This window comes from Streptomyces sp. AM6-12 (assembly GCF_044327085.1).
Taxonomy (GTDB): Bacteria; Actinomycetota; Actinomycetes; order Streptomycetales; family Streptomycetaceae; genus Streptomyces.
In genome coordinates, this window is sequence record NZ_JBIQWN010000001.1 from 1,302,681 (window position 1) to 1,327,321 (window position 24,641).

Genomic DNA, 24,641 nt, shown 5'->3' on the forward strand with positions numbered 1-24,641 from the left:
CGGCGCCCGGTGCGTCGTACCGCTCGCTACGGCGCCGGGTCCACGACCATCGCCGAGCCGCCGCCGCGTCGTACCTTCTCGGCCGCGGCCAGCCACTTGCCGTCCGGCAGCCGCTGCACACCGGTCGCGGCGCCGATCTCCGGGTTGAGGGTGAAGTGGTGGCCGATGGCCTCCAGCTGCCCCCGCAACGGGCTGTTGTACAGCGCGGGTTCGAGTTCCGTCTGGGCCGCGTTGCGCTGGCTGGCGCGGGGCGCGGCGATGGCGTCGACCAGCGGCAGGTGCCGGTCCAGGAACTCGGTCAGGGTCTGGAGCACGGTGGTGATGATGGTCGCGCCACCGGGCGAACCCAGCGCCACCACGGGCCGGTTGTGCCCGTCGAGGACGATCGTCGGGGAGATCGAGGAGCGCGGCCGCTTGCCCGGACCGGGCAGGTTCGGGTCGGGCACGGACGGGCTCGCCGGGGTGAAGGAGAAGTCCGTCAGCTCGTTGTTGAGCAGGAAGCCCCGGCCGGGCACGGTCATCGCGCTGCCGCCGGTCTGCTCGATGGTGAGGGTGTACGAGACCACGTTGCCCCACTTGTCGGCCACCGTGAGATGGGTGGTGTTCTGGCCCTCGTACGTCGTCGGTGCCGCCTTGCCGCCCGTGGCGCAGTTCTTCGGGTGGTAGGGGTCGCCGGGGGCGAGCGGGCTGGTGAGGACCGCGTCGTCCTTGATCAGGCAGGCCCGCGAGTCACCGAACTTCTGCGAGAGCAGCTGCCTGGTGGGGACCTTCTCGTAGGCGGGGTCGCCGACCCAGCGGCCGCGGTCGGCGAAGGCGATCCGGCTGGCCTCGATGAAGTGGTGCAGATACTGCGCCTCGCTCATCTTCGACAGGTCGGAGCTCTCCAGGATGTTGAGCGCCTCGCCGACCGTGGTGCCGCCCGAGGAGGACGGGGCGATGGAGTAGACGTTCAGGCCGCGGTACGACGTCCTGGTGGGGGCCTGGAGCTTGGCGCGGTAGACGGCGAGGTCCTTCTCGGCGAGCTTGCCGGGGCGCGCCTTCCAGCCGGAGGCCGGGTCCACGCGCGGGTGCTCGACGGTCTTCACGATGTCGTCGCCTATGTCGCCGCGGTAGACCGCCCCCATGCCCTTCTTCGCCAACTCCTCGTATGTCTTGGCGAGTTCGGGGTTCTTGAAGGTCGAGCCGACGACGGGCAGCTTGCCGCCGGGCAGGAACAGCCGGGCGGTGTCCGGGAAGTAGCGGAACCGGGCCTCGTTGTCCGCGGTCTGCGAGCGGAAGGTGTCGTCCACGGTGAAGCCGTCGCGGGCGAGCCGCTCGGCCGGCTTGAGGACGCTGCCGAGGTTCCGGCTGCCCCAGTGGTCGAGGGCGGTCTGCCAGGTGGCCGGGGTGCCCGGAGTGCCCACGCTGAGCCCGCTGCTGACGGCGTCGTTGAAGGAGAGCGGCTTGCCGTTCTCCACGAACAGCTGGGAGTCGGCGGACTGCGGTGCCGTCTCGCGGCCGTCGATGGTGTGGACCGTGCGCGTCCGGGCGTCGTAGTAGACGAAGTAGCCGCCCCCGCCGACGCCGGACGAGTAGGGCTCGGTGACGCCGAGCGCGGCGGCGGTGGCGACGGCGGCGTCCACCGCGTTGCCGCCGTGCTTGAGGACCTCGATGCCGGCGGCGGTGGCGTCCTTGTCGACGCTGGCGACGGCACCGCCGTAGCCCACGGCCACCGGCGTCTTCCCGGCCGGCTCGCCCGCCTTCGGGGCGGGCGGCGCCGCGGCCCCCACCGTCACCACGGCGGCCGACACCACCGTCAGAACCGCCAGTCTCCGCGTGCCTGGACGACGCATCCGTACCTCCCGTCGGAACAGTCAGCGCAGCGTAGCCAGATTGTCACACTAGCGACAGTACGTCTCGGCCGCTCGTCACACGACCGCCACAGTTCGAACACCGGTACGTCCAAGGTGTCCTGGCCCGCTCGCATGCGCGGCCATGAACGACGACGTGCGCAACATCGTCCTGGGGCTGGTGGCGACCGCCGTCTCCGCCTCCCTGGGCTGGCTGGCCCGCATCTTCCTGTGGCACCGCAGACTCCGGCGCGAGCAGGCCTTCTTCGGGCTGCCGCAGCACGCGGAGGCGCTGCTGGTGGTCAACCGGGACCCGGCCGCGACCGAACCCGCGGTGCACCGCTACGACGTGTTCGCGCTGCTGGAGCTGTCCGCGCTCATCAAGGAGTGCGGGGCGCACGCCGAGGTGGCCACCCAGGACACGGTCCGCCAGGGCTTCGGTGAGCGCACCGAGTTCTGCGTGGGAGGGCCGGCCTCGAATCGCCGTACGGCCGCGCATCTGTCGGCGATGCTGCCGGGGGTGCGGATCACCACCGACCCCGAACCGGTCGCAGAGCGGGGCACGTTCCGCATCGGTGCGCAGCGGTACCGGATGGAGCGGGGCGCCTCGGAGTACGTGCTGCTCGCGCGGGTCACCACCGAGGGCCAGGCCCGTCCGGTGTTCCTGTTCTGCGGGCAGAGCGCGATCACCAATCAGGCCGCGACCCGCTATCTGGCCCGCCACCACGCGCGGCTGGCCCGCAGGTACGGCGACGGCACCTTCGTGCTGCTGCTGAGGGTCCTCAACTCCGGGGCGTACGGGCCCGATGTGGTGGAGCTGGTGGCCGATGTGACGCGGGCGGCGCGCGGTCCGCTGCCCGAACCGGAACCGGAGCCGGAGCCCGCCGGGTCCGCGTGAGGCGCGGGCGCGCCGGGGCGGTGACGGACCGTCGAGCGCAACTCGTCCGGCGCAGCTGACCTTCTCCTCGCCCGTGCGAGCAGTGATCTCCGGCTGCCGCCGGACGAGCCTGGCCCGTGTGAACTGCCGCCCCTCTCACGGCGCGGGGACCATGGGGACCCCGCCCTTGCGGCAGTGTCTCCGTCCCGGTGCGGCGGGGCTTGATCACCTCACCACGGGGCGGAACGCACCATCGTAGTCGAGACGTCGGGGGCCGGGGTTCCCGGCATGGCGGTAGGGCCCGCGGGCAGTCGCCGGGGCCGGGGGCCGGACGCGTCCGCGGGCTCGGGTAAGGAGTGGGCCGCGAAGGGACGGGCTGCACGGGGATTGACGGGGCGCCGGGTGAACCGGCCGGTGCGCGTTGCCTGGTACGCCTTCTTCCAGTCGCCGTTCCTCGGTTCGATCAACGGATCGACGGCCATACGCAGCCCTACTCCACTCTCCGCTGGGTGGTGGTTGCCGCAAACTATCCAGCCGGGCCGCGGAGTCGGGGGGCGACACGCACCTTTCGGGCAATAGCCGTATTTAAGGCCGCTTCGGGAGAGTCGCGTCAGGGGAAGCGCGTTCGGGAGCCGCGGGGGGGTTCAGACCTCGGCGATCTCCGCGTACAACTGGGACAGCTCGGGCACGCCGGTCGCGGCCCACTGGCGGCCGGCCTCCACCACCTCCACCTCGCGGCCGGAGGCGAGGCGCAGGACGGGCTCGCCGCCGGCGCTGATCCGCCAGGCGGCGCCGGGTACGGTGCGCACCACGACGGTGCCCAGGTACAGCCCGGCGTCATGGCCCAGCCAGGGCAGCGTCTCGGCGTCCTCGCGCCAGCGCGGGACCAGTTGGTCCAGCGCCTCCAGGGAGGCCGGGGTGTCGTCCAGGAAGACGCCGCCCCCGAGCGCCTGGGCACGCAGCAGATCGCACTCGGACAGCAGCGCGGCCACCGACTCGGGGTCGGCGGGAAGCGCGGGGTGCTTCTTGTGCCGGGGGCCCAGGAACGGAAGGTTCATGGACCCAGCGTGGCATCACACGTCGAGGTCGACCACCACGGGCGCGTGATCGGAGGCGCCCTTGCCCTTGCGCTCCTCGCGGTCCACGTAGGCGTCCTTGACGGCCCCCGCGAAGGGCGCGTTGCCGTACACCAGGTCGATGCGCATGCCGCGGTTCTTGGGGAAGCAGAGCTGGCGGTAGTCCCAGTAGGTGAACGGGTGGTCGTACTTGAGCGGGCGCGGCACGACGTCGTTCAGGCCGGCCTCGCGCAGGGCGGTGAGGGCGGCGCGCTCGGCGGGGGTGACATGGGTGGCGCCCTCGAAGGCGGACCGGTCGTAGACGTCGTCGTCGGTCGGCGCCACGTTGTAGTCGCCGAGGACGGCGAAGGGGCGGCTGCCCTGGGCGTCGCCGAGGACGGCGGCGCGCAGCGCCTCGAACCACTGGAGCTTGTACGCGTAGTGCGGGTGGCCGACCTCGCGTCCGTTGGGTACGTACACCGACCACACGCGCACCGGGCCGCAGGTGGCGGAGATGGCGCGGGGCTCGGTCACGCCCTCGAAGCCGGGGTCGCCGGGCAGTCCCTTGACCACGTCCGCGAGGCCGACGCGGGAGAGCACCGCCACGCCGTTCCACCGGCCGGTGGCGTGCACCGCGGCCTCGTAGCCCAGCTCGCGCAGCGGCTCCACCGGGAACTGCTCCTCGGCGACCTTGGCCTCCTGGAGGCAGAGCACGTCGGTGCCGCTGCTCTCCAGCCAGGCCAGCAGGCGCGGGAGGCGGGCGGTGATCGAGTTCACGTTCCAGGTCGCGATGCGCATGTCCCACAACCTACCTGGCGGCTGTGACAACCCGGTCCCGGCCGCCTCAGACCCGCGCGGACGCCCCCGGCGCGAGCCGCTGGTGGTCGGTGCCGCCGAGGGAGCCGATCTGGTGGTCGTAGATCGGCCGGGCGAGGTCGGTGAGCAGGGCGTCGTGGATGTCGTAGGCGCGCTGCGGGCGCACCTCGCGGACGTAGTCGATCACTTCGGCGATCTTGCTCCAGGGGGCCATGACCGGGAGCATCAGCGTCTCCACGGGCTGGTCCGGGACGGTGAGGGCGTCGCCGGGGTGGAAGACCTTCCCGCCGTCGAGCAGATACCCGACGTTGGTGATGCGCGGGATGTCCGGGTGGATCACGGCGTGCAGCTCGCCGTGCACCTGTACGTCGAAGCCTGCGGCGGTGAAGGTGTCGCCGTGCCCGACGGTGTGCACACGTCCCGGAAACGCCGACGCGATCCGCTCCGCGACGGACCGCAGTGTCCAGATCCGCGCGGCCGGGTTGTCCTCCATCGCCGCGCGCAGCCGGGCCTCGTCGAAGTGGTCCGCGTGTTCGTGCGTCACGAGGATCGCGTCCGCCCCGAGGGCCGCGTCCTCCTCGCTGAACCCACCGGGATCGATGACGAGCACCTGCCCGTCCTTCTCCACCCAGACACAGGAATGGGACTTCTTGGTGAGCTTCATGCCTCACCATCCTGCCGGAGAGGACGGGAGGACGCGTGGGGGCGGGCCACCGGATTCCCGCGGGGGCCTCCCCCACCCCAGGACCGCCGGGCTCACTCCGCCGGGGTCGTCTCCTCCTGGATGATCCGCTGGGCCACCTTGAAGGCGCTGGTGGCGGCGGGCAGGCCGCAGTAGAGGGAGGTGTGCAGGAAGACCTCGCGGATCTCGTCCGGGGTGAGGCCGTTGCGCAGGGCGGCGCGTGTGTGGGCGGCCAGCTCGTCCAGGTGGCCGCCGGCGATCAGCGCGGTGAGCGTGACACAGCTGCGGGTACGGCGGTCCAGGCCCGGCCGGTCCCAGATCTCGCCCCAGGCGTAGCGGGTGACGAACTCCTGGAAGTCCCCGGAGAAGCGGTCCGCCGCGGCCAGTTCCTGGTCGACGCGCGCGTCGCCGAGCACCTCCCGCCGGATCTTGAGCCCGGTTGCGTACCGGTCGGCCCGGTCCGCCGGCGCCGGCGCCGCGGCGGGCGGGGCGATCTCCGCCACCGGCACGACGGCCTGCGGCGGCACCACCGGCACCGGCGCGGCGACCGGGGTGCCCGGCAGGGCGATCTGACCGGTGTCGTACGGCTGCTGCCAAGCGGTGGAGAAGTGGTGCACCAGTAGATCGGTGACGGCGGCCGGCTGCTCGACCGGGACCAGGTGGGAGGCGCCGGGCACGACCGCGAGCCGGGCGTCCGGGATGCCCGCGACCAGCGTGCGGGCCTCGGCCGGGCCGGTGATCTGGTCCTCGGAGCCGACCAGGACCAGCGTCGGCGCCGCCACCCGGCCCAGCTCGGCCCGTACGTCGAACGCGGCCAGGGCCTCGCAGGAGGCGATGTAGCAGCCGGGGTCCGTGGTGCGCACCATCTGCACGGCCCACTCGGTGATCGCGGGCTGCGCCGCCGAGAACCCGCCGGTGAACCAGCGGTCCGGCGAGGTGCGGGCGATCGGGTCGAGCCCGTTGGTGCGTACGACCACTCCGCGCTGCCGGAACTCGTCGGCCGTGCCGAACCGGGGCGAGGCCGCGACCAGCGCGAGCGAGGCCAGCCGCTCGGGGTGGCGCAGGGCCAGCTCGATGCCGATCGCGCCGCCCAGCGCACAGCCCGCGTACCCGAAGCGCTGCACGCCGAGCGAGTCCAGGGTGGCCAGCAGCCGGACGCTCAGCTCGGCCACGGAACCGGCCGGATGGGCGGGCGCCCCGCCATGTCCCGGCAGATCGAACCGGAAGATCCGCCACTGCTTGGCCAACTCCGGGACCTGCCGGTCCCACATGTGCCATGTGGTACCCAGTGAGGGACCGAGGATCAGGACCGGGGCGTCTTCTGGCCCGTCAAAGCGGTATTGCAGGGTGTTCGGTGGTGTCTCGCTCACCCGTCTGAGCCTCTCATCTGTCACGAGATGTCACATCGCCGGGGTGAACCTAGTGGGCCTTGCCCCGCTCCGACACTGCCGGACCTGCCGACGAGAGCCCAGGTATACCTTCTCCGGCATGTACTCGTGGCCGTGTCGGCAGTGGGCCTTCCGGGCGCATGCCCTCCTTCAGCCGCTACGAGCAACGCTTTCCTCTTTGATCACGGCCTCCAGGCGGTTCGGGTTGCAGCATCGAGTGTGGTGGCACGGACGAGGCTCGGCGTGACTCACCTGAAAACCTTCCGGAATCCCGCCCAACGGCAGCTTGAACACCACACGGTGAACGCTTGGTAGAAGGCTGGGCCGTAGCCGGATGCTCTCAGTTACAGCCACCGGTCCAAAACCAGCAAGCGGACTCCGAATCCACCTCGCCCCAATCCTGCTGGCCATACGGCTCGCAAGTCGCTCGGCTGATAGTCCGCGTGGCTCACTCTTGCCGCTCCGCCGCACCCCCGTGCAGGCCATCCCAGGTGGTGGCGGCTCCGCGAAGATCTTCTACATCCGGCTTGACGTACCACCGCTTGGTCGTCTTCACGTTCGTATGTCCGGCCCATCGCGCGGGGATGTGGTCCGGGACGCCGTTGTTGGCCAGGAAGGTGAAGCACGACGAGCGTGCGTCGTAAAGCCTGACGCGACGGAGCCCGAGGAGCTCCATAAGCCGATACGCGCGTCGGCGAAGTTGCTTGATTGTGAAGGCGTCGCCCGCCTCGTGCGCTAGCACGTAGCCCGACACCGTGTACGCCTCCCCCAGAGCGAGCCTCTCCTCGGCTTGGAGAGCCCGGAATGCCTTGAGGGCTCCCAGCACCAGCGCCGGCAGCGGCAGATCCCGCTCACCCGCAAGAGACTTGGTGTCCTTCTCCACCACGTAGCGGTTGCCCATCATCGTGCGCGTGTTGGCAATGACGATCGTGGCGTTCTCCAAGTCAACGTCTTCCCACCGGAGGCCGCAGACTTCAGCTGGACGAAGCCCCATCAGCGAAAGAAGAAGCGCAGCATAGAGCCGCTCACCCCTAATTCCATGTATGAATTTCTGAACCTCCTGGACATTCCAGGGCGGCACCTCCTCTTTAGTCTTCCGCTCTTCCTTGCGCGCCCTCCGGGGAATGGTCACGTACGCAGCAACATTGACGTACACCAATCGCCGGGTAACGGCTCTCCGAGCGAGGCTCATATCCACACTCGTGACACTGAGTGGCGTACCGGCCCTTTTGCCACGCACGCGGCCATGCGTAAGCGCCCAGTCCCTCCACTCTTCCACGTGCTCTTCAGTAAGGTCCTGGAGACGGATATTGCCGAGCCTCAATCGAACCCGGTCCAGAGTAATCCTGTAGTTGTAGATGGTGGTTTCTTCGAGGTCCTCCGCTTTCATGGCCAGCCATCGGTCGAGCCACTCATTCACGGTGATCTTGTTGGGCGGCACAAGCGACCCATCATGCCGCCGATTAGTTATGTTCGCGTACTCAGCCCTAGCTTCCTTCAACGAGTCGAAGGTGCGCCTCAACTGCTTACGCTTACCAGTTTCGGGGTCGATTCCTGCGTCGACAACAAACCGGTATCGAACCTTCCCCTTCGAGTTCGGCGGAAGTTTCTTGATGGGATCGGACAGAATACTCACTCTCCTTGAGGGTGTGGAAACTGCACACGAGCGGAGGAGCCACTGCGCTTCAGCGAAGGGTGCCGCGGGCATCACGACTGCGGCAGCCGATGCTCCTTCTCATCCTCCCCGGTGGTTTGGGGAGCGCTGCCTTCTTCTGTGTCCGCTATGGCTCCACCGCCAAGTACAGCCAAATGCGGACCTGCTCAATGGTCGCGACGATCGCCGGTTTGGCTAACCGGCGATCGTGGTCTATGTTGCGCGCTGCATCACGAACCCGGCGTCTGCTTGGGCTCGCCATCGGCGAGGGAAAGAAGATATGAGCGCAAGGCTCGGGGATTGCCGTCCGAGGCGACCGTCAGCAGGCCGTCGACCGTGAGCTGGTCGAGATCTCGCGTAGCGCGGCGCTCGGGAATCCTGATGGCCTGTGCCACTTGCCGTGTTGTGGCACCAGGACGCCCCGCAACATAGACGAGGACGACACGATCGCCGCAGTACCCCCGTTGCAGGAGATCCTCACCGAATAGGCCAGCCGGGCAGATGCAGAGCCCGGTGGATACCGCAAGGTAGTCACCCGTCGCTTGGCCGATCCAGGCGTTCAGTCCGCCAAGGACAAAGGGTGCCGGTGAAGTGAAGCGGGCAGATCGGATAGCGGAGTCTGACAGACGGGCCTCCCAAGTAGGGGCCACGCCAGCGGGACAACTCACGCAACGCATCATTCCGAGCAGTTTCGGAAACCTGAGCGCAGCCGACGAGCAGCACCGTCTGACCTGGCGTTTCGCGGGACGTTGTACGTTGACATGGTCCCGGCCTAGCTTTCCAGTCTTTCGGCGCTATTCCTTGTCTGCCGTCGGCGAATCCCCTGCTTACCGTCTCATGAGGGGTTGATCCGGTACGGACGCGACGCGGGAAAGGCTCGCCGCAGCATCACGACCGCCCTGGGAAACCGAGGGGAATGATTCGTCCGCTTCCACCCTAATGACGAAGTCAGCGACGGCCGGCGTCGACAGGGCGGGTCCGTCGCGACGAGGAGAGCAACCCGCGGCCGGGCGGTGCTCCGTTGAACGGCATATTAGGTGGCGATGCCTCGGAGACGGCGGCCACGGACTGCGGACGAGATTCGCCGTGTGGCTGGGCCGGGCAGCGGGCAGGAACGCTCGGGCCGGCCCCATCTGCCGTGGGGCCGGCCCTTTGTCGTACGGTGCTTCAGGACGGAATCACAGATCGAGCAGGAAGTCGAAGTCCGTGTCCTTCGCGCCGAGCAGCCACGCCTTGGCCTCGGCCGGGGTGAAGACCTGGGGCGGACGACCAGGGTTCTGCGAGTCACCGATCAGGACGTACCCGTCCTTGACGGCGACCTGCACGCAGTTCCCGCCGCCGCCGCTGTACTTGGACACCGTCCACTCGACCGACGTGAGGTCGAACGAGGACGGGGCCGGCTTCGCTGTCACTGTTCTAGCTCCTTGATCCTTTTCTTGAGGCGCGTGCGCGTCTCGTCGGGGTCCAGCGCCCGCTCCCACAGGTTGGTGAAAGCCGCGGTGTAGCGCTGCACATCATCTTCCCCGTCGAAGTACAACGAGCTGACCATCGTCTCGACCCACACAACCTGGCGGGCGGCCTCCGGAAAGGCCATTAGGACGAACGGGCCCGCAGACCCCGGGTGCAATCCGACGGCGTCTGGCAGGATTCGGATCGTGTTGCGAGGATCTTCGGACTCCTCCAGAACTCGTTCCAGTTGCCGCCTCGCCACGCTGAGGTCGCCGCCGGTGATATGGAGCGCATGCTCGTCCACCAGGGCGCGAAACTCGGCGAGTGCACCCTCTCGCACCCGCTGCTGGCGATCCATGCGGACGTCGACGAGTGCCTTGACCTCGGAGGGACGCAGATCGGGCCGCATCTGGGCGATAACCGTGTAGGCGTATTCCTCGACCTGGCAGAGGCCCGGCCAGATGTCCCGTTCATAGTTGGACAGCGCAGCGGCCCGGCGCTCCATCTTCAGGAAGCCCTCGAACTGCATGGGTCCCAGCAAGTGTGCGTTGCGTCGCCACAGGGCAGGACGTGGTCGACCGGCCGGAGTGGTGTCCGCCCCCAGTAGTGCCAGGATTTCTGAACTCTCGGAGTCGCTGGCCTGGTAGACCTCAAGCAGCGCTTCGATGAGATCCCGGGCCACACGTCGGCGCTGCCCTCGTTCGAGTCGGCTCAGCCCGCTCTTGTCGATCTTGACGCCGCGCAGGCGCAGCACTTCGTGGCCTGCAACGTCGCCCTGCGTGAGGTCCCGGCGTTCTCGCAAGTCCTCTAGGCGCAGGCCGACTTCACTGAGAGTCAGCGACCACGGCGTCTTCGCTTCTGGCATGGTGGCCAGTCTGACGGCTCGTCGCCCTCCCTACAAGCAATATGGTCGCGCAATTTGCTCGACCATATTGCTAATGGCTTGCCTTTGGGAGCATCCTAGCCAGGGTCACGAAGTGTGCAGCGCCCGTCGCCACGCGTGGAGGTCGCTCCGCTGCTCCGCTGTCCGCACACGCCCAGGGAGGGGCCGCCGCGATGCGTCGGACGCTGTTCAGCCTCCTGTTGAAGAAGCAGAACCTCACCACCTGGGAAGTGTTCTGCGTGCCCTACACGGCCACCGGCCGGGAGCTCGCCCGCGAGACCGGCAACCGCCGTCTCGCCACGGTCAGCCTGGGGCGTACCACGTTCGACCGATGGTCCTCCGGCAGCTGGTACGGCCGGCCCCGCGGTGAAGCGGCGCAGATCTTGGAGCGCATGTTCGGGCACCCCGTTGACGTTCTGTTCAGCCCGGCACCCGATGCAAGCGAGTCCCCGGTGGCCGTGGGGTCGGTGGCAACGCGGATCGGATCCCGCTGGCCCACTTCCAGCATGCTGATCCCCGCAGGCGGCCCCGCTGGGACCTGGGAGATCACCGGGCGCCACCGCTTGGACGGGACGAGCGCCGCAGTTCACCTTCTCCCGGTCATCAGGCGGGGCGAGGAAGTGAACCCCGATGACCTGAGCCAAGACGGCCAGCGCGACCTGGAGGGGTTCTTACGGCCGGCGCGCCGCGGATTCATCGTCGGTGTCGAGGAGCGACGCGGCGACCTGGACCTGTACGTCCGCGAAGCCGCGTCCGCCCGCAGGTCGGGCCGACCAGGACCGCAGTCCGCCGGAACCCTGTCGATTCCCTCGGCCTACCTCCTGGACGACCTCACGTATGGCATCGTCTGGGCGCTCACTCAACTCGACGACGGCCTCCTGGCCGACGACCAAGTCCTCGACAGCGAGCGGCACCTCATCAGCACCTACCTGTCCTTAGTGGCTGTTGTCGTTCCGAATCTGAGGGCGGCGTTTTCGCTGTTCAGGCATAGGGTCGGTGATTCGGCGGGAGTGGTGACGTGTCCTGTCGTCGCTCCCCGGGAGGTTGCAGATGCCGTCGGTCGTCGGACTGCTGAAACAGCACGAAATCGCCGCTCGCCGTCGAGTCGACGGGTTGCGTGAGGAAGCTGATCGCATCCAGGCCGAGCTGGCCGCGGCCGAGCAGGAATGGCAGGAGTGGGCGATCGCCCGCAGGCGGGTGGGCACCGTCCTGGCTCCGGACGATGGCAACATCCCTGGTCAAGAGGCTGTCCCCGGCCCACAGGGCGAGGACACGCATTCGGCGCCCGGGCAAGCAGCGAAACCGAAGTCGCAGGTGCCGGTGCGGCGTGAGGGGCTGGCCCGGTCGGTGCTGTCGGTGGACTACCAGCGCATCCTCACCGCGCTCGCGGACCGGCACCGGCTCCATCAAGGGCCGCTGACCTGCCAGGAGTTGGCCGTGACGTTCGGCCTGGACGCAGTGCCGGCCAATGTGGAGGCACTGCGGTCGAAGGCGAAACGCCTGGTCGCGCGCGGCTGGCTGGCCGAGAGGCAGCCGGGCCGGTTCACCCTCGCCCAGGGGCCGTCCGGGCAAGACGGCGCGTCATGAGCAGGGTCATCGACCAGTAGACCATCGCCTCGGCGCTGGCGGTGCGCCGCTCGAAGTCGCGCACCAGACGGCGGGTGCGCATCAGGTGGGCGAAGAACCGCTCGACGATCCACCGCTTGGGCAGCACCACGAAGCCGCGCGTGGCGTCGCTGCGTTTCACGATCGCCACGACCAGAGCCAGTGTGGTGAGGCAGTGGGCGACGAGGCCGCCGGTGTAGCCGCCGTCGGCCCAGACCAGTTCCAGCCGGGCGTGCACGTCGGCGACCTGCCCGAGCAGCACCTGGGCGGCGATGCGGTCGCCGGTGTCCGCGGCGGTGACCATCACGCCCAGCAGCAGGCCGAGCGTGTCGACCACGACATGCCGCTTGCGGCCATTGATCAGCTTGCCGCCGTCGAAACCGCGGCTGTCCGATCCGACGACGGCATCCGCCTTGACGGACTGCGAATCGATCACGCCGGCCGTCGGCTCCGTATCCCGTCCCTCCCGCTCGCGGATCCGTGCGCGCAGCCGGTCGTGGAACTCCTTGACCAGCAGGTGGTCGCGCCAGCGGCGGAGGAACGCATAAGCCCGGTCCCACGGCGGGAAGTCGGCGGGCATCGCCCGCCACTTGATCCCGTTGTCGACCAGGTAGCGGATCGCATCGAGCATCGCCCGGTGGCAATACGCCTCGGGCTGCCCTCCCCGGCCCCGCATCCAGGCCGGCACCGGCAGCAGCGGGCGGACCACGGCCCACTCCGCGTCCGTCATGTCCGACGGATACCGCCGAACACGTTCCGGGTGATCGGCCGCATTTCCGAACCGGTGGGCGACACAATCACACGACGAAAACGTCGAGTTGAACTCCACCGGCGCGAGCACGTAGAACTGCGGCAACAGGGTCTCCTGGATCTCGGTCGGCTTCGCAACCCCGAGCTACCAAGAGGCCCTGCCTTCATGCCCGCAGCCAGCGGCGATCACCCGATCGAGACTCCCGTTCGACGCGCACCCCTCAAGATCGGAAAGACAACAGCGTCTGAGGTCAAACGCCGGACCGCCGTGCAGGGCCAGGCGGGCACGGTTCGTGCTCGCATGCGGGGCCGAGTTGAGCAATACGGCGGTCGCGGGCCACCATGCCTTGACCAGGTCGATGTGCCACCCTCGCGGGCCGGCGACGGTCATCACCCGTCAGGAGAGTTGAGGCATGACCTCCGCGGCGACCAGTTCCAGATGGTCACGGTCCTGCAGGTCGAACGGCTGCAGGTAGATGTGGTCAACGCCCGCCTCGATGAAACTCCCGATCTTGTCCACGACTTCGGACGGCGTGCCGGAGATGCGGCTCTTGGAGAACGCGCCGCCCTCGGGCCCGAGGGCGGCGACGCGGCGACGAAATTCCGCCTGGGTGCGGCCGCAGCACAGGACCCGGGCCACGGAGAGACGGAGGGTGTCCGGGGCTCGGCCTGCCCTGTGGCATGCCTGGCGGACGCGGTCGAAAAGGGGAACGGTCGCGTCCAGGGAGAGGAAGGGGACGTTGAACTCGTCGGCGTAGCGGGCGACCAGCCGGGGGGTGCGGGACGGGCCGTCGCCGCCGATCAGGATGGTCGGCCGGGGCTGCTGGACCGGCTTGGGGAGCGCCGGCGCGTCCGTGAGCCGGTAGTGCGTGCCCTCGTAGGTGAACGTCTCTCCCGGTGGGGTCTGCCACAGGCCCGTGATCACGGCGAGTTGCTCCTCGAAGCGGTCGAAGCGCTCGCGCAGCGAGGGGAACGGGATGCCGTACGCCGTGTGCTCCTCCTCGTACCAGCCCGTGCCCAGGCCGAGTTCGACCCTGCCGCCGCTCATCCGGTCTATCTGAGCCACCGCCAGCGCCAGGGGTCCCGGCAGGCGGAAGGTCGCCGAACTCATTAGTGTGCCCAGCCTGATCCTGGTCGTCTCCCTGGCCAGTCCCGCCAGGGTGGTCCAGGCATCGACGGGGCCAGGCAGGCCCGCAACGTCGCCCAGCTTCATGTAGTGGTCGGAGGTGAAGAACCCGTCGTAACCACAGTCCTCGGCGGCATTTGCCACGCTGAGCAGGAGATCGTAGTCGGTGCCCTGTTGTGATGCCGTGTAGATGCTCAGCCTGGGATTCATGTGTGCCTCCGGGGGTCGTACAGAAGACGTGCGCGATGCAGGAGTGCGGTGTCGTAGGCGGAGTGATGCTGGGCGACCAGCACGAGGTCGGCCTCGGCGATCGCCGCACCGAGAGGGGAGACGGACTTGTGGTAGTGGCCGTCCACGACAAGTTCGGGGACGTAGGGGTCATGTATGCGGACCTGGACGCCGCGGGCAGTCAGCTCGCGGATGAGGGGCACCACGGGTGTGTTGCGGATGTCCGACACGTTGGGCTTGTAGCTGACACCGAGGATCAGGACTTCGGCTCCGTCCAGCGGGGTCCCTGCCGTGCCCAGCAGTGCGTCGCAGAGGTCCGCCACTCGGACCGGGCGCTCGTCGTTGATGCGCTGGGCCAGTTCCACCAGGTGCAAGGGCGTACCGGCCGCGCGCGCCGAGTGCGCCAGGTAGAGGGGGTCCACGGGGATGCAGTGGCCGCCAACGCCGACGCCGGGATAGAAGGGCTCGAATCCGAACGGTTTGGTCGAGGCAGCGTCGATCACCGCCGCCGCGTCGATGCCCAGGGCGTCGCAGTAGGCGGCGAATTCATGGACCAGCCCGAGGTTGACCTGGCGGTAGGTGTTCTCCAGGACCTTGGTGGCCTCGGCCTCGCGCAGCCCCCCTGTGATGTGTACCGAGGACACGACGCCTCCGTAGAGCTCTGCGGCACGCAGGGCGCAGACCGCGGTGAGACCGCCGACCACGCGCGACGTGTCCGCCGAGTCGAAGACGGGATTGCCCGGATCGACGCGTTCCGGGACGTGCGCCAGGCCGAAGTGCACACCGGCGACGAGGCCGGAGCGTTCCAGGACCGGCCGGACCACAGTGTCCGTCACTCCCGGGTACACGGTGGACTCGATCACCACCAGCTGGCCGGGACGCAGGTGGGCCGCGACCGTGCCGCAGGCGGCGCGCAGAGCGGTCAGATCGGGTTCCCCGGCTGCGTCGACGGGAGTGGGCACGCACACCACCACCGCGGAGCAGTCGGCCAGCGCCTCGGTGTCGTCCACAACGGACAGCGTCTCGCCGAGCCGACAGACCCGGTCGTCGGGAACGGTGTCGACAGGGCTGTGGCCGTCGCGGAGGGCCGCCGTCACCCGGGGGCTGCTGTCGACGCCGATCACCCGGTGCCCGGCTTCTGCGAAGGCGACCGCCTGCGGCAGCCCGGCGTAGCCGAGGCCGATGACACCGACGCGGCAGCGTGCTCCTACGGGTGTGCGCCTGTCGACCGGCAGGGTGAGTTCGGTCATCGAGTACCGCCCCGGACCGTCGTGGCGGCCGGTGTCCCCGCCGGGCGGTCCCCGGGATCGTGCCGTACGGCCTCGGGGGCGTCGGCCTCCTCGCGACTGCGAGGCATCAGGCGGCCCAGGGCGTGCAGAACGCCGAGGGCCCGGTTCAGCTCGCGCACCGCGGGATCGTCGCCGACGGCGCTGTTCCGGGCGACGGCGAGCAGGTCGGAGGCGGTCATGCGCTGGGGGTGGTCGGTGCCCGCGGACCATGCGTTGCGCAGGGCGGCGGACCAGCCCTTGCCATTGCGGTGGGCGATGACGAGATGGGGGTGGAAACGGACAGGGGTCCCGGCCCGACCGAGTGAGCGGGCCAGGCTGTTGTCGCCTCCCACGCCTTCGTTGCTGAATCCGTGCACCCCGTGGAAGGCCGAGGTGAGCACGGCGCCGTTGCCGCAGGCGAAGAAGTCGACCGGGGTGCCCTCGCGCAGTCCCTGGTAGCGGGCGTCGTAACGCGCCTGCCGGGCGCGTGGGACGAGACCGGCGTCGAAGCCCAGGACCCGGCCGGTGACGGCCGGCCGGTCGGCGTCCACCTCGGCGGCCACCGTTAGCCAGTCGCCCCGCGGTACGGCGTCGTCGTCCAGGAAGGCCAGCACGTCGCCGTCCGCGACATCCACCGCCCGGCGCCGGCTGGCTCCCGCGCCGAGCCGGTCGGGGTTGCGCAGCAGGACCACGGGAAGGTCGCTGTCGCGGGCCGGTGCCGTTGCGTCGGGGGTGGTGGAGGCGTCGTCCACCACGACGACTTGGTGCAACGTCAGGCCGACCGGTAGCCGTTGGGCGCACTCGGCGAGGCCGTCGAGACATCGGCGCAGGTCCGCTGCCCTGTTCCGGGTGGGTATGACCACCGAGATCCGTACCACTGTTCTCTCCAATCTGCGGCCATGGTGGGCCAGCGGTCGACCTTGTCGACCGGCAGGTAAGTGCGCCTGATCCGGAGCGGGCGAGCCGTCCAGGGCGCGGGGGCGGACTTCACCGTTCCGAATCCGAGCACGGTGGACGGGACCGGGTTCACCTCGGGGATGAGTCCGTAGGGGTAGGCGAAGGTGTGCACCGGGCGTCCGGTCTGCTCGGCCACGTCCCGCAACGCGGCGCGCACCTCGTGTTCGGCGCTCGCCGGGTCCAGCTCGGTGAGTTTGGGGTGCGTGCGGGTGTGCGCGGACAGGACGTGTCCTTCGGCGGTCAGGCGACGGGCCTCCGTCCAGTCCAGGTAGGACTCCCTCGGCCGCAGCGCGGCGCGCTCGTGCGCTGGCGTCGCGGTCGCGCGGTCAAGTCGTTCCGTGCTGCAGAACAGCAGGACGCGGACGTCGAACTCGGCCAGCACGGGCGCGGCCAGGGTGAGCGTGTCGCGGTAGCCGTCGTCGAACGTGAACAGCACGCTCGGTTCGTCCGGGGGGCGAAAGCCCGGCACGACATCGGCGGGCTCCAGCGCCGGTCCCACCCGCTGCAGGACCGTTTCCAGACCGCGGCGGAAGTCGTCCGGGTCCAGCGAGGTGTAGTGCCGGACGAGCGGGTTGACGTGGTGGAAGTAGAGCACGAGCGGCCAGCCCGGAGCGCTGCCGAGAGCGGGATCGGAAAGCGGCCTCATGAGGCGTCCCAGCCCAGGGCCGTGACCACCGACGCGGGCAGCTCCAGGCCCTGCTTCTGAGCCCGTTCGGTCTTTGTCTCCTCCAACTGATCCGGAAAATAGGGCTGTTGGGGCTCGGTGTCATGGCCCGCCTCCACGGCGCCACGCAACTGGGCGACCAGATCCCCGAGATCTGCCGGGGAAGCCGGCACGTCGGCACGCACCGCGGGATCGGTGAAATGCCGCACGGAGAACCCGACGAACAGCTGCGCACAGCGCATGACCTCGCCCGTGTGGGTGACCTGCCGGGCGACGTCCGGGCTGACCAGGCGCCCGGCCAGACCACCTGCCAGGATCTCGGCGATCAAGGTGACGCACAGTCCCTTGTAGTCGCCGAACAGGGGGATGGAGCCGCCCTGGTCGAGTTCGGCAGGATCGGTGGTGGGGGTGCCGGTCCGGTCCAGGAGCCAGCCCTGGGGGACGGGTTCGCCGCGGTGCCGGGCGTCCCTGATCTTGCCCGCGGCGACGATGCCGGTGGCGAGGTCGATACAGAAGGGCTCCTCGGCCGCAGTCGGGGTGACCAGGCAGACCGCGTTGCTGCCGAGCGTGGGGCGGCGAGCGCCCGGGGCTGCCACCGAGGGCGCCGAGATGTTGAGCAGCAGGCCGACCACTCCGTGCTCCTGGAAGGGGCGGCGATAGGCGGCGAGCATGCCGACATGGTTGTTGGTGTGCACCGCGACCGCGGCCAGACCGTGCTCCGCGGCGGTGGCCGCGCACCAGCGGGCGGCCAGGTCGGCGGCCGGCTGGCCGAACCCGCCGCCCGCGTCGACCGAGGCCAGCGTGGGCGCGACGGGGGTGAGGCGGGGTTCGGCGCCGACGACGATGCCCCCGTCCGTGATGCGCCGCAGATACGTCGGCAGCAGCGCGACACCGTGCGAGGCGTGGCCGCGCCGGTCGGCGTCGACGAGGACGTCGGCGACGAGGGCGGCGCTAGCGGCGTCGGCGCCGGCCTCGGTGAGGGAACGGTGGGTGCGCCGCCGTACCTCGTCCAGCGTCATGTGAACGGCCCGCAGCGGCGCGGGCCGCGACGGCTCGGCCAGGAAGCAGCCGCCCTGGAGAGTCACTGTGCGGTGCCCGCCCGGGACCTGCGCGGATGTCCAGCCGGGGCCGCCGAGCACCACCACCGTGCCGAGCGGCCCGTTCGGCAGCGGGGTGACCGCCGGATTCGCGGGCGGACGGTCACCGCCGTCCAGGACGAGCGTCTCCCCCGCCAGGGGCTGGTCGCCGAGGGCACCGGCGCGGGCCCGGGCGGCGCGGACCGTGCCATACCGCGGGCGCAGGCGGCCGGTGAGCAGACCGGTGAGGCTGTGGCGGGCCATGGCGTCGAGACCGGTGACCAGCACGGTCTCGCCCTCGGCGACGCGCAGGTCGGCGCCGCGCAGCAGGACGCGTTCGGCTCCGTCCGGCCCCAGGGCCAGTACGACGTCAGACAGTTCCAGCACGGTGGTCCCCTTCCGGAGCGATCGGTGGCAGCCAGGCTGTGAGCGCGGCGGCGACGTCAACCGGGTTTGTGGCCAGCAGCAGGTGACCGCCCTTCACGGGAGTGAGGGCCAGCGCGGAGACGTTGTCGCGCCATGCCTCGACGGATTCGACCGGGCACCCCGGGTCGTCGGGGGCGTACAACGCCAGGGCCGGGGCGGGAGAAGTCATCGCCGGGTCGGTCCGCTCGGGCAGCCACTCGGCGAGGGCAGTGAAGTCGGCTCTCAGGGAGGGCAGCAGCAGCTCGAGCAGTTCGGGCATGGCGGCGATCTCCTCCGGGACGGTTCCCATGCCGATCACCTGACGCAGGAAGTCGGTGTCGGCGGCGGTCGCGTCGGGTAGATCTCCGGGCCAGGACGGAGCCGACCGGGACACGAGGACGAGCCCGGGAACGGCCCTGCCCCGCCGGGACAGCTCCATCGTGGCCAGCCAGGCGACCAGGGCACCCGAGCACTGGCCCAGCAGCACCGGGGCGGCGCCGGTGAGGTCCTCGGCCTCGGTCAGGGCGGCGACGGTGTCCCCGACCAGGTCGGCCAGCCGAGTGGGCGGCTCGTCCAGGAAGCGGGACTCCCGACCGCCGAACGCCACCCCCACCACCAGCCAGTTCTCCGGGAGAGCGGCCCGGAGCGGATTGGCCGTCGCGGAACCGCCGCCTGCGTGCGGGACGACGAGCACGGTGCGCGCCGGACGTTCAGGGTGTTCTTCCGGGAGGGCGAATGAGGTCATGCCGGGCGGCCTCCCACCGTGGTCAGCTCGGAACGGATGAGTTCGGACAACATCCGGAACGTGGGCGTGGCGTACAGGTCCCGGGGGGCGACCCGCACCCCGTGCTCCTTGGTGAGCCAGGCCACCAGGCGGGCGAAGGCCAGGGAGTCGCCGCCGGCGCGGAAGAAGTCCGTGTCCGGGCCGGAGGGCGGACGCCCGAGGGCCTGCGTCCAGGCGAGCCGCGCGAGGGCGGCGGGATCCGGGTCGGCGAGGGGTGTCGGCCCCACCGCAGGGGACGCCTCGGACCCGGGGGACGGCTCGGGAACAGCAGCGGTGTCGGACCCGGAGGACGCCTCCGGCACGGCGGACGCCTCCGGCAAGGCATCGAGCCCTGTGTCCGGCTCCTCGCGCCCCTGCTCCTCGTCCAGCGGCCGTGCCCCGGCGGCGACGGCTGCCGCGTCCACCTTTCCATTGGTGGTCAGCGGAATCCTGTCGAGCACCGACCACAGCGTGGGGACGCTGTAACCCGGCAGACTGCGGGAGAGGCGGGCGGCCAGCTCCGACGCGGACGGGCCGGCCGGGCTGTCGGGTACGACGCCCGCCACCAGGCGGCGCTGTGCCGCGTCCGGGCCGACGGCGACGACCGCCGCGTCCTTCACCCCGGGCTGTCCGGCCAGTGCGAGGCGTACTTCGTCAAGTTCCACACGGTAGCCCCGGATCTTCACCTGCCGGTCCACGCGGCCGAGGAAGCGCAGCTGTCCCGCACCGGTCAACCGGACGAGGTCACCGGTGCGGTACGTCCGCTCCCCTGCAGCCTCGACCACGTGGAACGAGTCCGCCGTGCGTTCGGCGTCGCCCGCGTAGTCACGTGCCAGGCCCAGCCCGGTGACGTACAACTCACCGATGCCCCCGGGCGGCACGGTCCGTCCCGCCGTGTCGAGCACGAGCGCGCCGCTGCCGGGCACGGGCGTGCCGATCGGCAGGGGGCCGGTCACCTCGGACGGATCGTCGAAGTGGGCTACTGTACTGAACGTGGTGTTCTCCGTGGGGCCGTAGCCGTTGGTCACACGCAGGCCCGGGTAGCGGGTGAGCAGCTCGCGCACCTGCTCGGGCGGCACCACGTCACCACCGGCGAGGACGTGCGAGGCGCGGGCGAAGCCGTGCGGCGCGAAGTCGGCCATGAGCCGGAAGAGCCCCGCCGTCAGCCACAGCACGTCGACCTCGCGCTCCAGCAGGAACCGGGCCAGTTCGGCGGGGGCGACCAGACCGGGCGGGTGGACCTCGACGCAACCTCCGCCGGCCAAGGGGGCGAAGACCTCGAGGGTGGAGGCGTCGAAGGCGAGTGGGGCCAGTCGCAACATCCGCTGTCCGGGGCCGCAGGAGACGACCTGTCCGGGGGCCGGCCACACCAGCCGCGCCACGGCGCGGTGCGGCACCCGCACCGCCTTGGGCGCACCGGTCGAGCCCGAGGTGAAGGCGACGTACGCCACCCGGTCGCCGCGTGGGGCGGGCGGCCGTATCTCAGGCTGCCGTTCCCGGGCCGCGGCGTGGATGTCGACGGCCGCGATGCGGCGCATCGGGACCGGGCACACGCACTCGATGCGCTGGGCGAACGTGGCGCCCCCCGGCCCGGTTCCGGCGAGGACGGCCGCGGGCGGCAGGACCCGCAGGAGTGTGCGCAACCGTTCGTCGGGTGTGCTCGGGTCGATGGCGACGTAGTGTGCGCCGACGGCGAGGACGGCCAGCACGGCGACGATCTCCGACACACCGCGCTCGATGGCCAGCAGCACCGGGTCGCCGTCGCTGACCCCGGCATCGGTGAGCGCGCCGGCCTGGGCGGTCACGGACCGGACCAGATCGGCGTAGGTCACCGTGATGTCCCCGTCCCGGACGGCGGACGCCTCGGGATGCGCGCGGGCGGTGGCCAGCACCAGGGACCACAGGTCGCTGTGTCCGACCTCCGGCGGTAGGAGAGGCCCGGTGCGCAGCGCGTCGAGGCGGGCCTGCTGGGCAGGAGGGACGGTGCGGATCTCGGCCAGCGCCGCGGCGGGATGCCCGGCCAGTTCCGTCACGGCCCACTCGACGGCCTCCAGCAGGTCGTGGGCTTCGTCGGGCAGGAGGGCTCCGTGCGCGTATTCGAGAACCAGGCGGGGCTCGTCGCCCGTGCGCTGCACATACAACGTGGCGTCGAACGGCGCGCCGTGACAGTGCCCCTCGTGCGGGCGGAGGGTGACCTCGCCCCGCCGTATCCTTTCCGGTATCAGGTCGTCGTGCGCGCCGAGGACGAATTGCACCAGCGGGTTGCGCCGGCGGTCGTGCGGCACGCCGAGGGCCGGAACGAGGTCCTCGACGGGGATGTCGGACGCGGCGACGGCATCCGCCAGAGCACCGGCGACGGCGACGACGTACTCGGTGACGCTCGCGGCGTCGTCCAGGACGCAGTGCACGGGGACGAGCCCGGAGCAGGGCGCGAGCAAGCCGTGCAGGGCGGGGTCCCGGCGTCCGGCGACGGGCACGCCGACGAGGAGTTCGCGCGCGCCGCCGCGTCGCCCGAGGACCAGGGCGTAGGCGGCCAGCAGTACGGCGGTCCCGGTGGTCCCGGTGGCCCGGGCCAGGTCGCGCCAGGCCCGGGCCGAGGCCGGTCCGAAGGCGGCGGGCAGCCGTGTGCCGATCGCCTCCCAGCGGGCGGGACGCCGCGCGTCACCGGGCAGTTCGAACACGTGGGGCACCGGGCGCAGCCGGTCGGCCCGGCCGTGCAGCGTTTCCCGCCAGGCGGGCGTGGCGGTGCGGGCCCGGTGGGCGGCGAGCATGCTCTCCGGGCTGGGCGCGGGGGTGGGCAAGGTCTGCCCGGCGAGCAGGGCTGCCAGTTCATCGAAGAGGACGCCGAACGACCAGGCGTCCAGAAGTGCGTGGTGGGCCAGGACGGACACCAGCAGGCGGTCGGCGGCACCGGGCCGGGTCACGGTGGTGACCGCGAAGTGGACCGGGGGTCGTTCATAGGGGCGCAGCAGAGCCGCACTGGCTCCCGCCAGTTGTGTGTGCACCACGGTGACGGGGTCCGTGCCGTCCGGTATCCGCAGGATGTGGTGCCGGATGACGGGCCTGGCGTGCGGGACGAGCCGGCGCCCCGCCCTGCCGGTGTCGGGGTCGGCCGGCAGGAACACCGTGCGCAGGCCCTCGTGTCGCTCGACCAGCGCGGTGAGCGCAGGAGCCACCGCGGTCGCGGGGGCACCGTCGACCTCGGCGGTGAACAGCAGGTGGTAGGGGGTGCCGTGGACGACGTCCTCGACGCCGAGCATGCCGGTCTGCCCGGGCAGCGCTGGTTGATGCACGGCCGGCTCGGTGCCCTCGGGCGAGAGAGCGGCCGGGGGCGTGGGACCGGCGCCGCGCAGCACCACTCCCACCGGTTCGCGGCCGAGTACCCGGTGCAGGGGCAGGTCGGCGCCGGCCCGGGCGGCCTCGCCGACGAGGCGCAGGGCTTGGAGGGAGGAGCCGCCCAGGGCCGCGAAGGACAGGCGCTCGCACCGCTCCCGCAACTCGGCGGGCGGTAATTCCAGCGCGTCGGCGGCCAGCGACAGCAGCGTGTCCAACCTGGGTGTGGCGGGGGGTTTGGTCATCGGGGCGTGCCTTCGCCGGCCGGCGCCCGGCGGCCGGCGGCGAGTTCGCTCAGCAGCGCCGTCGCCCCGTCCAGCAGGTGTCGTACCGTTCCCTCGGTGTAGTGGTCGGTGCTGTACCGGATGGTCAGCACAAGCCGGTCGGCGACGACGTCGCCTTCCACGTTCAGTACCCATGGTTCCCGCTGCCGCGCCGACCTGCGGCTGCCGCCCGCCGCGTCGGCCGGGCGCAGCCAGCGGCCGAACCGGTCGTTGACCTGGTTCATACGGCTGCGGAAGTTCAGCCTGATGCCGCTGCCGCGCAGGGTGCCGGGCCCGTCCGCACCGTCGGCCGTAAGTCGGTGCCCCGCGTGGCGCAGCGCGTCGAAGCCGAAGGTGTCCGATGGCACCGCGGTGAGGTCGGCCAGGGCGTCGGTCTGCCAGGACGTGCGGGGCCCCGAGCGGATCACCACGGGATAGGTCGACTGCAGGTAGCCGAGCGCGCTGGTGATGTCGTGACCGCCGGGGACTCCGTCGCGTCCGTGGTGGTAGGTGTCCACGCTGACGGCGGGCAGGTCGAACCGCTCTGCCACGGACCGGGCGACGGCGGCCAGGACGAGAAGGCCGACGGGGTGCCCGAGCCGCCCGGCCGTGGTCTGGAGCGCGGCGGTGCGCTGCTCGTCCAGGCCGGCCGTGACGGCGGTGGAGGTCGACAGCGTTCCCGGCCCATCGGAGTCGGTGGGCACCGGGGGCACGTCCGGCAGGCCGAGCGCGGCCCATCGCGCCACGTCCTCGTCGGCCCGCGCGGAGGCGAGCCAGGCGGCCAGGTCGGCGGCGAGGTCGCGGGGCTGGGCGGCGGGCCGGCCGGGATCGTGTCCGGTCAGCGCGTCCTCCAGTTCGTCCGCCAGCATCGTCAGGGCGTAGCCGTCGAGGGTGAGGTGGTGCACGGCGATCTGGAGGTAGCGCTGCCGGGGCAGCCACAAGGCGTTGAACACGCGGCCCTCGGCGAGTCGATGACCGCGTACCGCCTCCTCGAACGCCTCGGCGAGTCGGCTGTCGTCGGTGTCCACGGTGGCGAACAGTCCCTCTGGCGCCCGGGGAAGGACCTCGGCGACGGGGCCGTCAGGGCCGTCCAGCAGGTAACGGGTCCGAAGCGCCTCGTGCCGGTCGCTGAGCCGGCGCACGGCGGCCTCGATCCGGTCTGCGTCGACCTTGTCACCGTCCGGTGTGGTCTCCGGCACGTCGAAGACCCAGACGAAGCCGAAGTGGTCGGGGTCCGTGAACGTCTGGGAGATCCAGCGCGACTGACAGGGCAACAGGGGCATGGGTCCGGCGGCCGGCCGGACCTGCGGCCGGTCCGGCGTCGTGTTGTCCGCGCGCAGGCGGGCGAGGATGCCCGCGAAGGTGCGGCCGTGCAGGAAGTCGGCGGGACCGACGGCGAGGCCCGCCCGGCGCAGCTGGGTGACGCTGCGCACCATCAGCATCGAGTCCCCGCCTGCGGCGAAGAAGTCGGCGTCCGGGCCGGAAGGGGGCTTGCCCAGCGCGGCTTCCCAGACGCCGGAGAGAAGCCCGGCGGGGGTGCGCGGCCCGGAGTCGATGGATTCCGTCATGG

At 70.8% G+C, this 24,641-nt stretch carries 21 protein-coding genes; 3 read left to right on the forward strand and 18 right to left on the reverse strand.

All coding sequences use genetic code 11. The features are described 5' to 3' along the window. Nucleotides 1–26: 26 nt before the first annotated feature. Complete coding sequence (ggt, locus tag ACE4Q9_RS05895) at nucleotides 27–1,832, reverse strand: gamma-glutamyltransferase (RefSeq protein WP_397983156.1); 1,806 nt, start codon at nucleotides 1,830–1,832, stop codon at nucleotides 27–29. Nucleotides 1,833–1,974: 142 nt separating this feature from the next. On the opposite strand from ggt, the gene ACE4Q9_RS05900 reads away from it, so the two are divergent. Then, a complete protein-coding gene (locus ACE4Q9_RS05900; RefSeq protein ID WP_397983157.1) occupies nucleotides 1,975–2,727 on the forward strand; it encodes a hypothetical protein in 753 nt (250 codons plus the stop codon). 623 nt (nucleotides 2,728–3,350) lie between these two features. Here ACE4Q9_RS05900 and ACE4Q9_RS05905 read toward each other — a convergent pair. From ACE4Q9_RS05905 to ACE4Q9_RS05940, 8 genes are all read right to left on the reverse strand, one after another. Next, nucleotides 3,351–3,764, reverse strand: coding sequence for a DUF6278 family protein (locus ACE4Q9_RS05905; RefSeq protein WP_397983158.1), 414 nt, complete (start codon nucleotides 3,762–3,764; stop codon nucleotides 3,351–3,353). Nucleotides 3,765–3,779: 15 nt separating this feature from the next. Then, nucleotides 3,780–4,559 (reverse strand): exodeoxyribonuclease III, encoded by a 780-nt coding sequence (locus tag ACE4Q9_RS05910; protein WP_397983159.1) that lies wholly within the window; start codon nucleotides 4,557–4,559, stop codon nucleotides 3,780–3,782. Nucleotides 4,560–4,605: 46 nt separating this feature from the next. Beyond that, a complete protein-coding gene (locus ACE4Q9_RS05915) occupies nucleotides 4,606–5,241 on the reverse strand; it encodes an MBL fold metallo-hydrolase (RefSeq protein ID WP_397983160.1) in 636 nt (211 codons plus the stop codon). Nucleotides 5,242–5,333: 92 nt separating this feature from the next. After that, the gene (locus ACE4Q9_RS05920) at nucleotides 5,334–6,629 is read right to left on the reverse strand and encodes an alpha/beta fold hydrolase (protein WP_397983161.1); all 1,296 of its coding nucleotides are present in this window, start codon (nucleotides 6,627–6,629) and stop codon (nucleotides 5,334–5,336) included. 466 nt (nucleotides 6,630–7,095) lie between these two features. After that, entirely contained in the window at nucleotides 7,096–8,283 is a 1,188-nt protein-coding gene (locus tag ACE4Q9_RS05925) for a tyrosine-type recombinase/integrase (RefSeq protein WP_397983162.1), read from the reverse strand. Nucleotides 8,284–8,531: 248 nt separating this feature from the next. Then, nucleotides 8,532–8,696, reverse strand: coding sequence for a hypothetical protein (locus ACE4Q9_RS05930; RefSeq protein ID WP_397983163.1), 165 nt, complete (start codon nucleotides 8,694–8,696; stop codon nucleotides 8,532–8,534). A 783-nt stretch (nucleotides 8,697–9,479) separates the two neighbouring features. Next, complete coding sequence (locus tag ACE4Q9_RS05935; RefSeq protein ID WP_359485501.1) at nucleotides 9,480–9,713, reverse strand: DUF397 domain-containing protein; 234 nt, start codon at nucleotides 9,711–9,713, stop codon at nucleotides 9,480–9,482. After that, nucleotides 9,710–10,615 carry a helix-turn-helix domain-containing protein gene (locus ACE4Q9_RS05940; RefSeq protein ID WP_397983164.1) on the reverse strand — a complete coding sequence of 302 codons (906 nt, stop codon included), beginning with the start codon at nucleotides 10,613–10,615 and terminating at the stop codon, nucleotides 9,710–9,712. The genes ACE4Q9_RS05935 and ACE4Q9_RS05940 overlap by 4 nt, the downstream gene beginning before the upstream one ends. 191 nt (nucleotides 10,616–10,806) lie before the next feature. On the opposite strand from ACE4Q9_RS05940, the gene ACE4Q9_RS05945 reads away from it, so the two are divergent. Together ACE4Q9_RS05945 and ACE4Q9_RS05950 are read left to right on the forward strand one after the other, a co-directional pair. Next, entirely contained in the window at nucleotides 10,807–11,754 is a 948-nt protein-coding gene (locus tag ACE4Q9_RS05945) for a hypothetical protein (protein WP_397983165.1), read from the forward strand. Further along, complete coding sequence (locus ACE4Q9_RS05950) at nucleotides 11,684–12,220, forward strand: hypothetical protein (protein ID WP_397983166.1); 537 nt, start codon at nucleotides 11,684–11,686, stop codon at nucleotides 12,218–12,220. The genes ACE4Q9_RS05945 and ACE4Q9_RS05950 overlap by 71 nt, the downstream gene beginning before the upstream one ends. Here ACE4Q9_RS05950 and ACE4Q9_RS05955 read toward each other — a convergent pair. The 9 genes from ACE4Q9_RS05955 to ACE4Q9_RS05995 form a co-directional block, all read right to left on the reverse strand. Then, the gene (locus ACE4Q9_RS05955) at nucleotides 12,177–12,968 is read right to left on the reverse strand and encodes an IS5 family transposase (RefSeq protein ID WP_397983167.1); all 792 of its coding nucleotides are present in this window, start codon (nucleotides 12,966–12,968) and stop codon (nucleotides 12,177–12,179) included. The genes ACE4Q9_RS05950 and ACE4Q9_RS05955 overlap by 44 nt on opposite strands. Nucleotides 12,969–13,385: 417 nt before the next feature. Continuing rightward, on the reverse strand, nucleotides 13,386–14,324 hold the full coding sequence (locus tag ACE4Q9_RS05960; RefSeq protein WP_397983168.1) for an LLM class F420-dependent oxidoreductase: 939 nt from the start codon (nucleotides 14,322–14,324) through the stop codon (nucleotides 13,386–13,388). Further along, nucleotides 14,321–15,592, reverse strand: coding sequence for a nucleotide sugar dehydrogenase (locus tag ACE4Q9_RS05965; RefSeq protein WP_397983169.1), 1,272 nt, complete (start codon nucleotides 15,590–15,592; stop codon nucleotides 14,321–14,323). Before ACE4Q9_RS05965 ends, ACE4Q9_RS05960 begins: the two co-directional genes overlap by 4 nt. Next, entirely contained in the window at nucleotides 15,589–16,488 is a 900-nt protein-coding gene (locus tag ACE4Q9_RS05970) for a glycosyltransferase family 2 protein (protein WP_397983170.1), read from the reverse strand. The genes ACE4Q9_RS05965 and ACE4Q9_RS05970 overlap by 4 nt, the downstream gene beginning before the upstream one ends. Then, nucleotides 16,383–17,213 carry a polysaccharide deacetylase family protein gene (locus tag ACE4Q9_RS05975; RefSeq protein WP_397983171.1) on the reverse strand — a complete coding sequence of 277 codons (831 nt, stop codon included), beginning with the start codon at nucleotides 17,211–17,213 and terminating at the stop codon, nucleotides 16,383–16,385. The genes ACE4Q9_RS05970 and ACE4Q9_RS05975 overlap by 106 nt, the downstream gene beginning before the upstream one ends. Continuing rightward, entirely contained in the window at nucleotides 17,210–18,694 is a 1,485-nt protein-coding gene (locus ACE4Q9_RS05980; RefSeq protein WP_397983172.1) for an Ldh family oxidoreductase, read from the reverse strand. The genes ACE4Q9_RS05975 and ACE4Q9_RS05980 overlap by 4 nt, the downstream gene beginning before the upstream one ends. Further along, the gene (locus tag ACE4Q9_RS05985) at nucleotides 18,678–19,457 is read right to left on the reverse strand and encodes a thioesterase II family protein (RefSeq protein ID WP_397983173.1); all 780 of its coding nucleotides are present in this window, start codon (nucleotides 19,455–19,457) and stop codon (nucleotides 18,678–18,680) included. Before ACE4Q9_RS05985 ends, ACE4Q9_RS05980 begins: the two co-directional genes overlap by 17 nt. After that, nucleotides 19,454–23,053, reverse strand: a complete 3,600-nt coding sequence (locus ACE4Q9_RS05990) for an amino acid adenylation domain-containing protein (RefSeq protein WP_397983174.1) — start codon at nucleotides 23,051–23,053, stop codon at nucleotides 19,454–19,456. Before ACE4Q9_RS05990 ends, ACE4Q9_RS05985 begins: the two co-directional genes overlap by 4 nt. Continuing rightward, a complete protein-coding gene (locus ACE4Q9_RS05995; RefSeq protein ID WP_397983175.1) occupies nucleotides 23,050–24,639 on the reverse strand; it encodes a condensation domain-containing protein in 1,590 nt (529 codons plus the stop codon). Before ACE4Q9_RS05995 ends, ACE4Q9_RS05990 begins: the two co-directional genes overlap by 4 nt. Nucleotides 24,640–24,641: the final 2 nt, after the last annotated feature.

Coding starts and splice junctions, on each gene's coding strand:
- ACE4Q9_RS05915 (WP_397983160.1), bottom strand. CDS start 5,241: ATGAAGCTCACCAAGAAGTCCCATTCCTGTGTCTGGGTGGAGAAGGAC.
- ggt (WP_397983156.1), bottom strand. CDS start 1,832: ATGCGTCGTCCAGGCACGCGGAGACTGGCGGTTCTGACGGTGGTGTCG.
- ACE4Q9_RS05900 (WP_397983157.1), top strand. CDS start 1,975: ATGAACGACGACGTGCGCAACATCGTCCTGGGGCTGGTGGCGACCGCC.
- ACE4Q9_RS05945 (WP_397983165.1), top strand. CDS start 10,807: ATGCGTCGGACGCTGTTCAGCCTCCTGTTGAAGAAGCAGAACCTCACC.
- ACE4Q9_RS05990 (WP_397983174.1), bottom strand. CDS start 23,053: ATGACCAAACCCCCCGCCACACCCAGGTTGGACACGCTGCTGTCGCTG.
- ACE4Q9_RS05905 (WP_397983158.1), bottom strand. CDS start 3,764: ATGAACCTTCCGTTCCTGGGCCCCCGGCACAAGAAGCACCCCGCGCTT.
- ACE4Q9_RS05940 (WP_397983164.1), bottom strand. CDS start 10,615: ATGCCAGAAGCGAAGACGCCGTGGTCGCTGACTCTCAGTGAAGTCGGC.
- ACE4Q9_RS05975 (WP_397983171.1), bottom strand. CDS start 17,213: ATGAGGCCGCTTTCCGATCCCGCTCTCGGCAGCGCTCCGGGCTGGCCG.
- ACE4Q9_RS05965 (WP_397983169.1), bottom strand. CDS start 15,592: ATGACCGAACTCACCCTGCCGGTCGACAGGCGCACACCCGTAGGAGCA.
- ACE4Q9_RS05910 (WP_397983159.1), bottom strand. CDS start 4,559: ATGCGCATCGCGACCTGGAACGTGAACTCGATCACCGCCCGCCTCCCG.
- ACE4Q9_RS05985 (WP_397983173.1), bottom strand. CDS start 19,457: ATGACCTCATTCGCCCTCCCGGAAGAACACCCTGAACGTCCGGCGCGC.
- ACE4Q9_RS05950 (WP_397983166.1), top strand. CDS start 11,684: ATGCCGTCGGTCGTCGGACTGCTGAAACAGCACGAAATCGCCGCTCGC.
- ACE4Q9_RS05960 (WP_397983168.1), bottom strand. CDS start 14,324: ATGAATCCCAGGCTGAGCATCTACACGGCATCACAACAGGGCACCGAC.
- ACE4Q9_RS05955 (WP_397983167.1), bottom strand. CDS start 12,968: ATGACGGACGCGGAGTGGGCCGTGGTCCGCCCGCTGCTGCCGGTGCCG.
- ACE4Q9_RS05995 (WP_397983175.1), bottom strand. CDS start 24,639: ATGACGGAATCCATCGACTCCGGGCCGCGCACCCCCGCCGGGCTTCTC.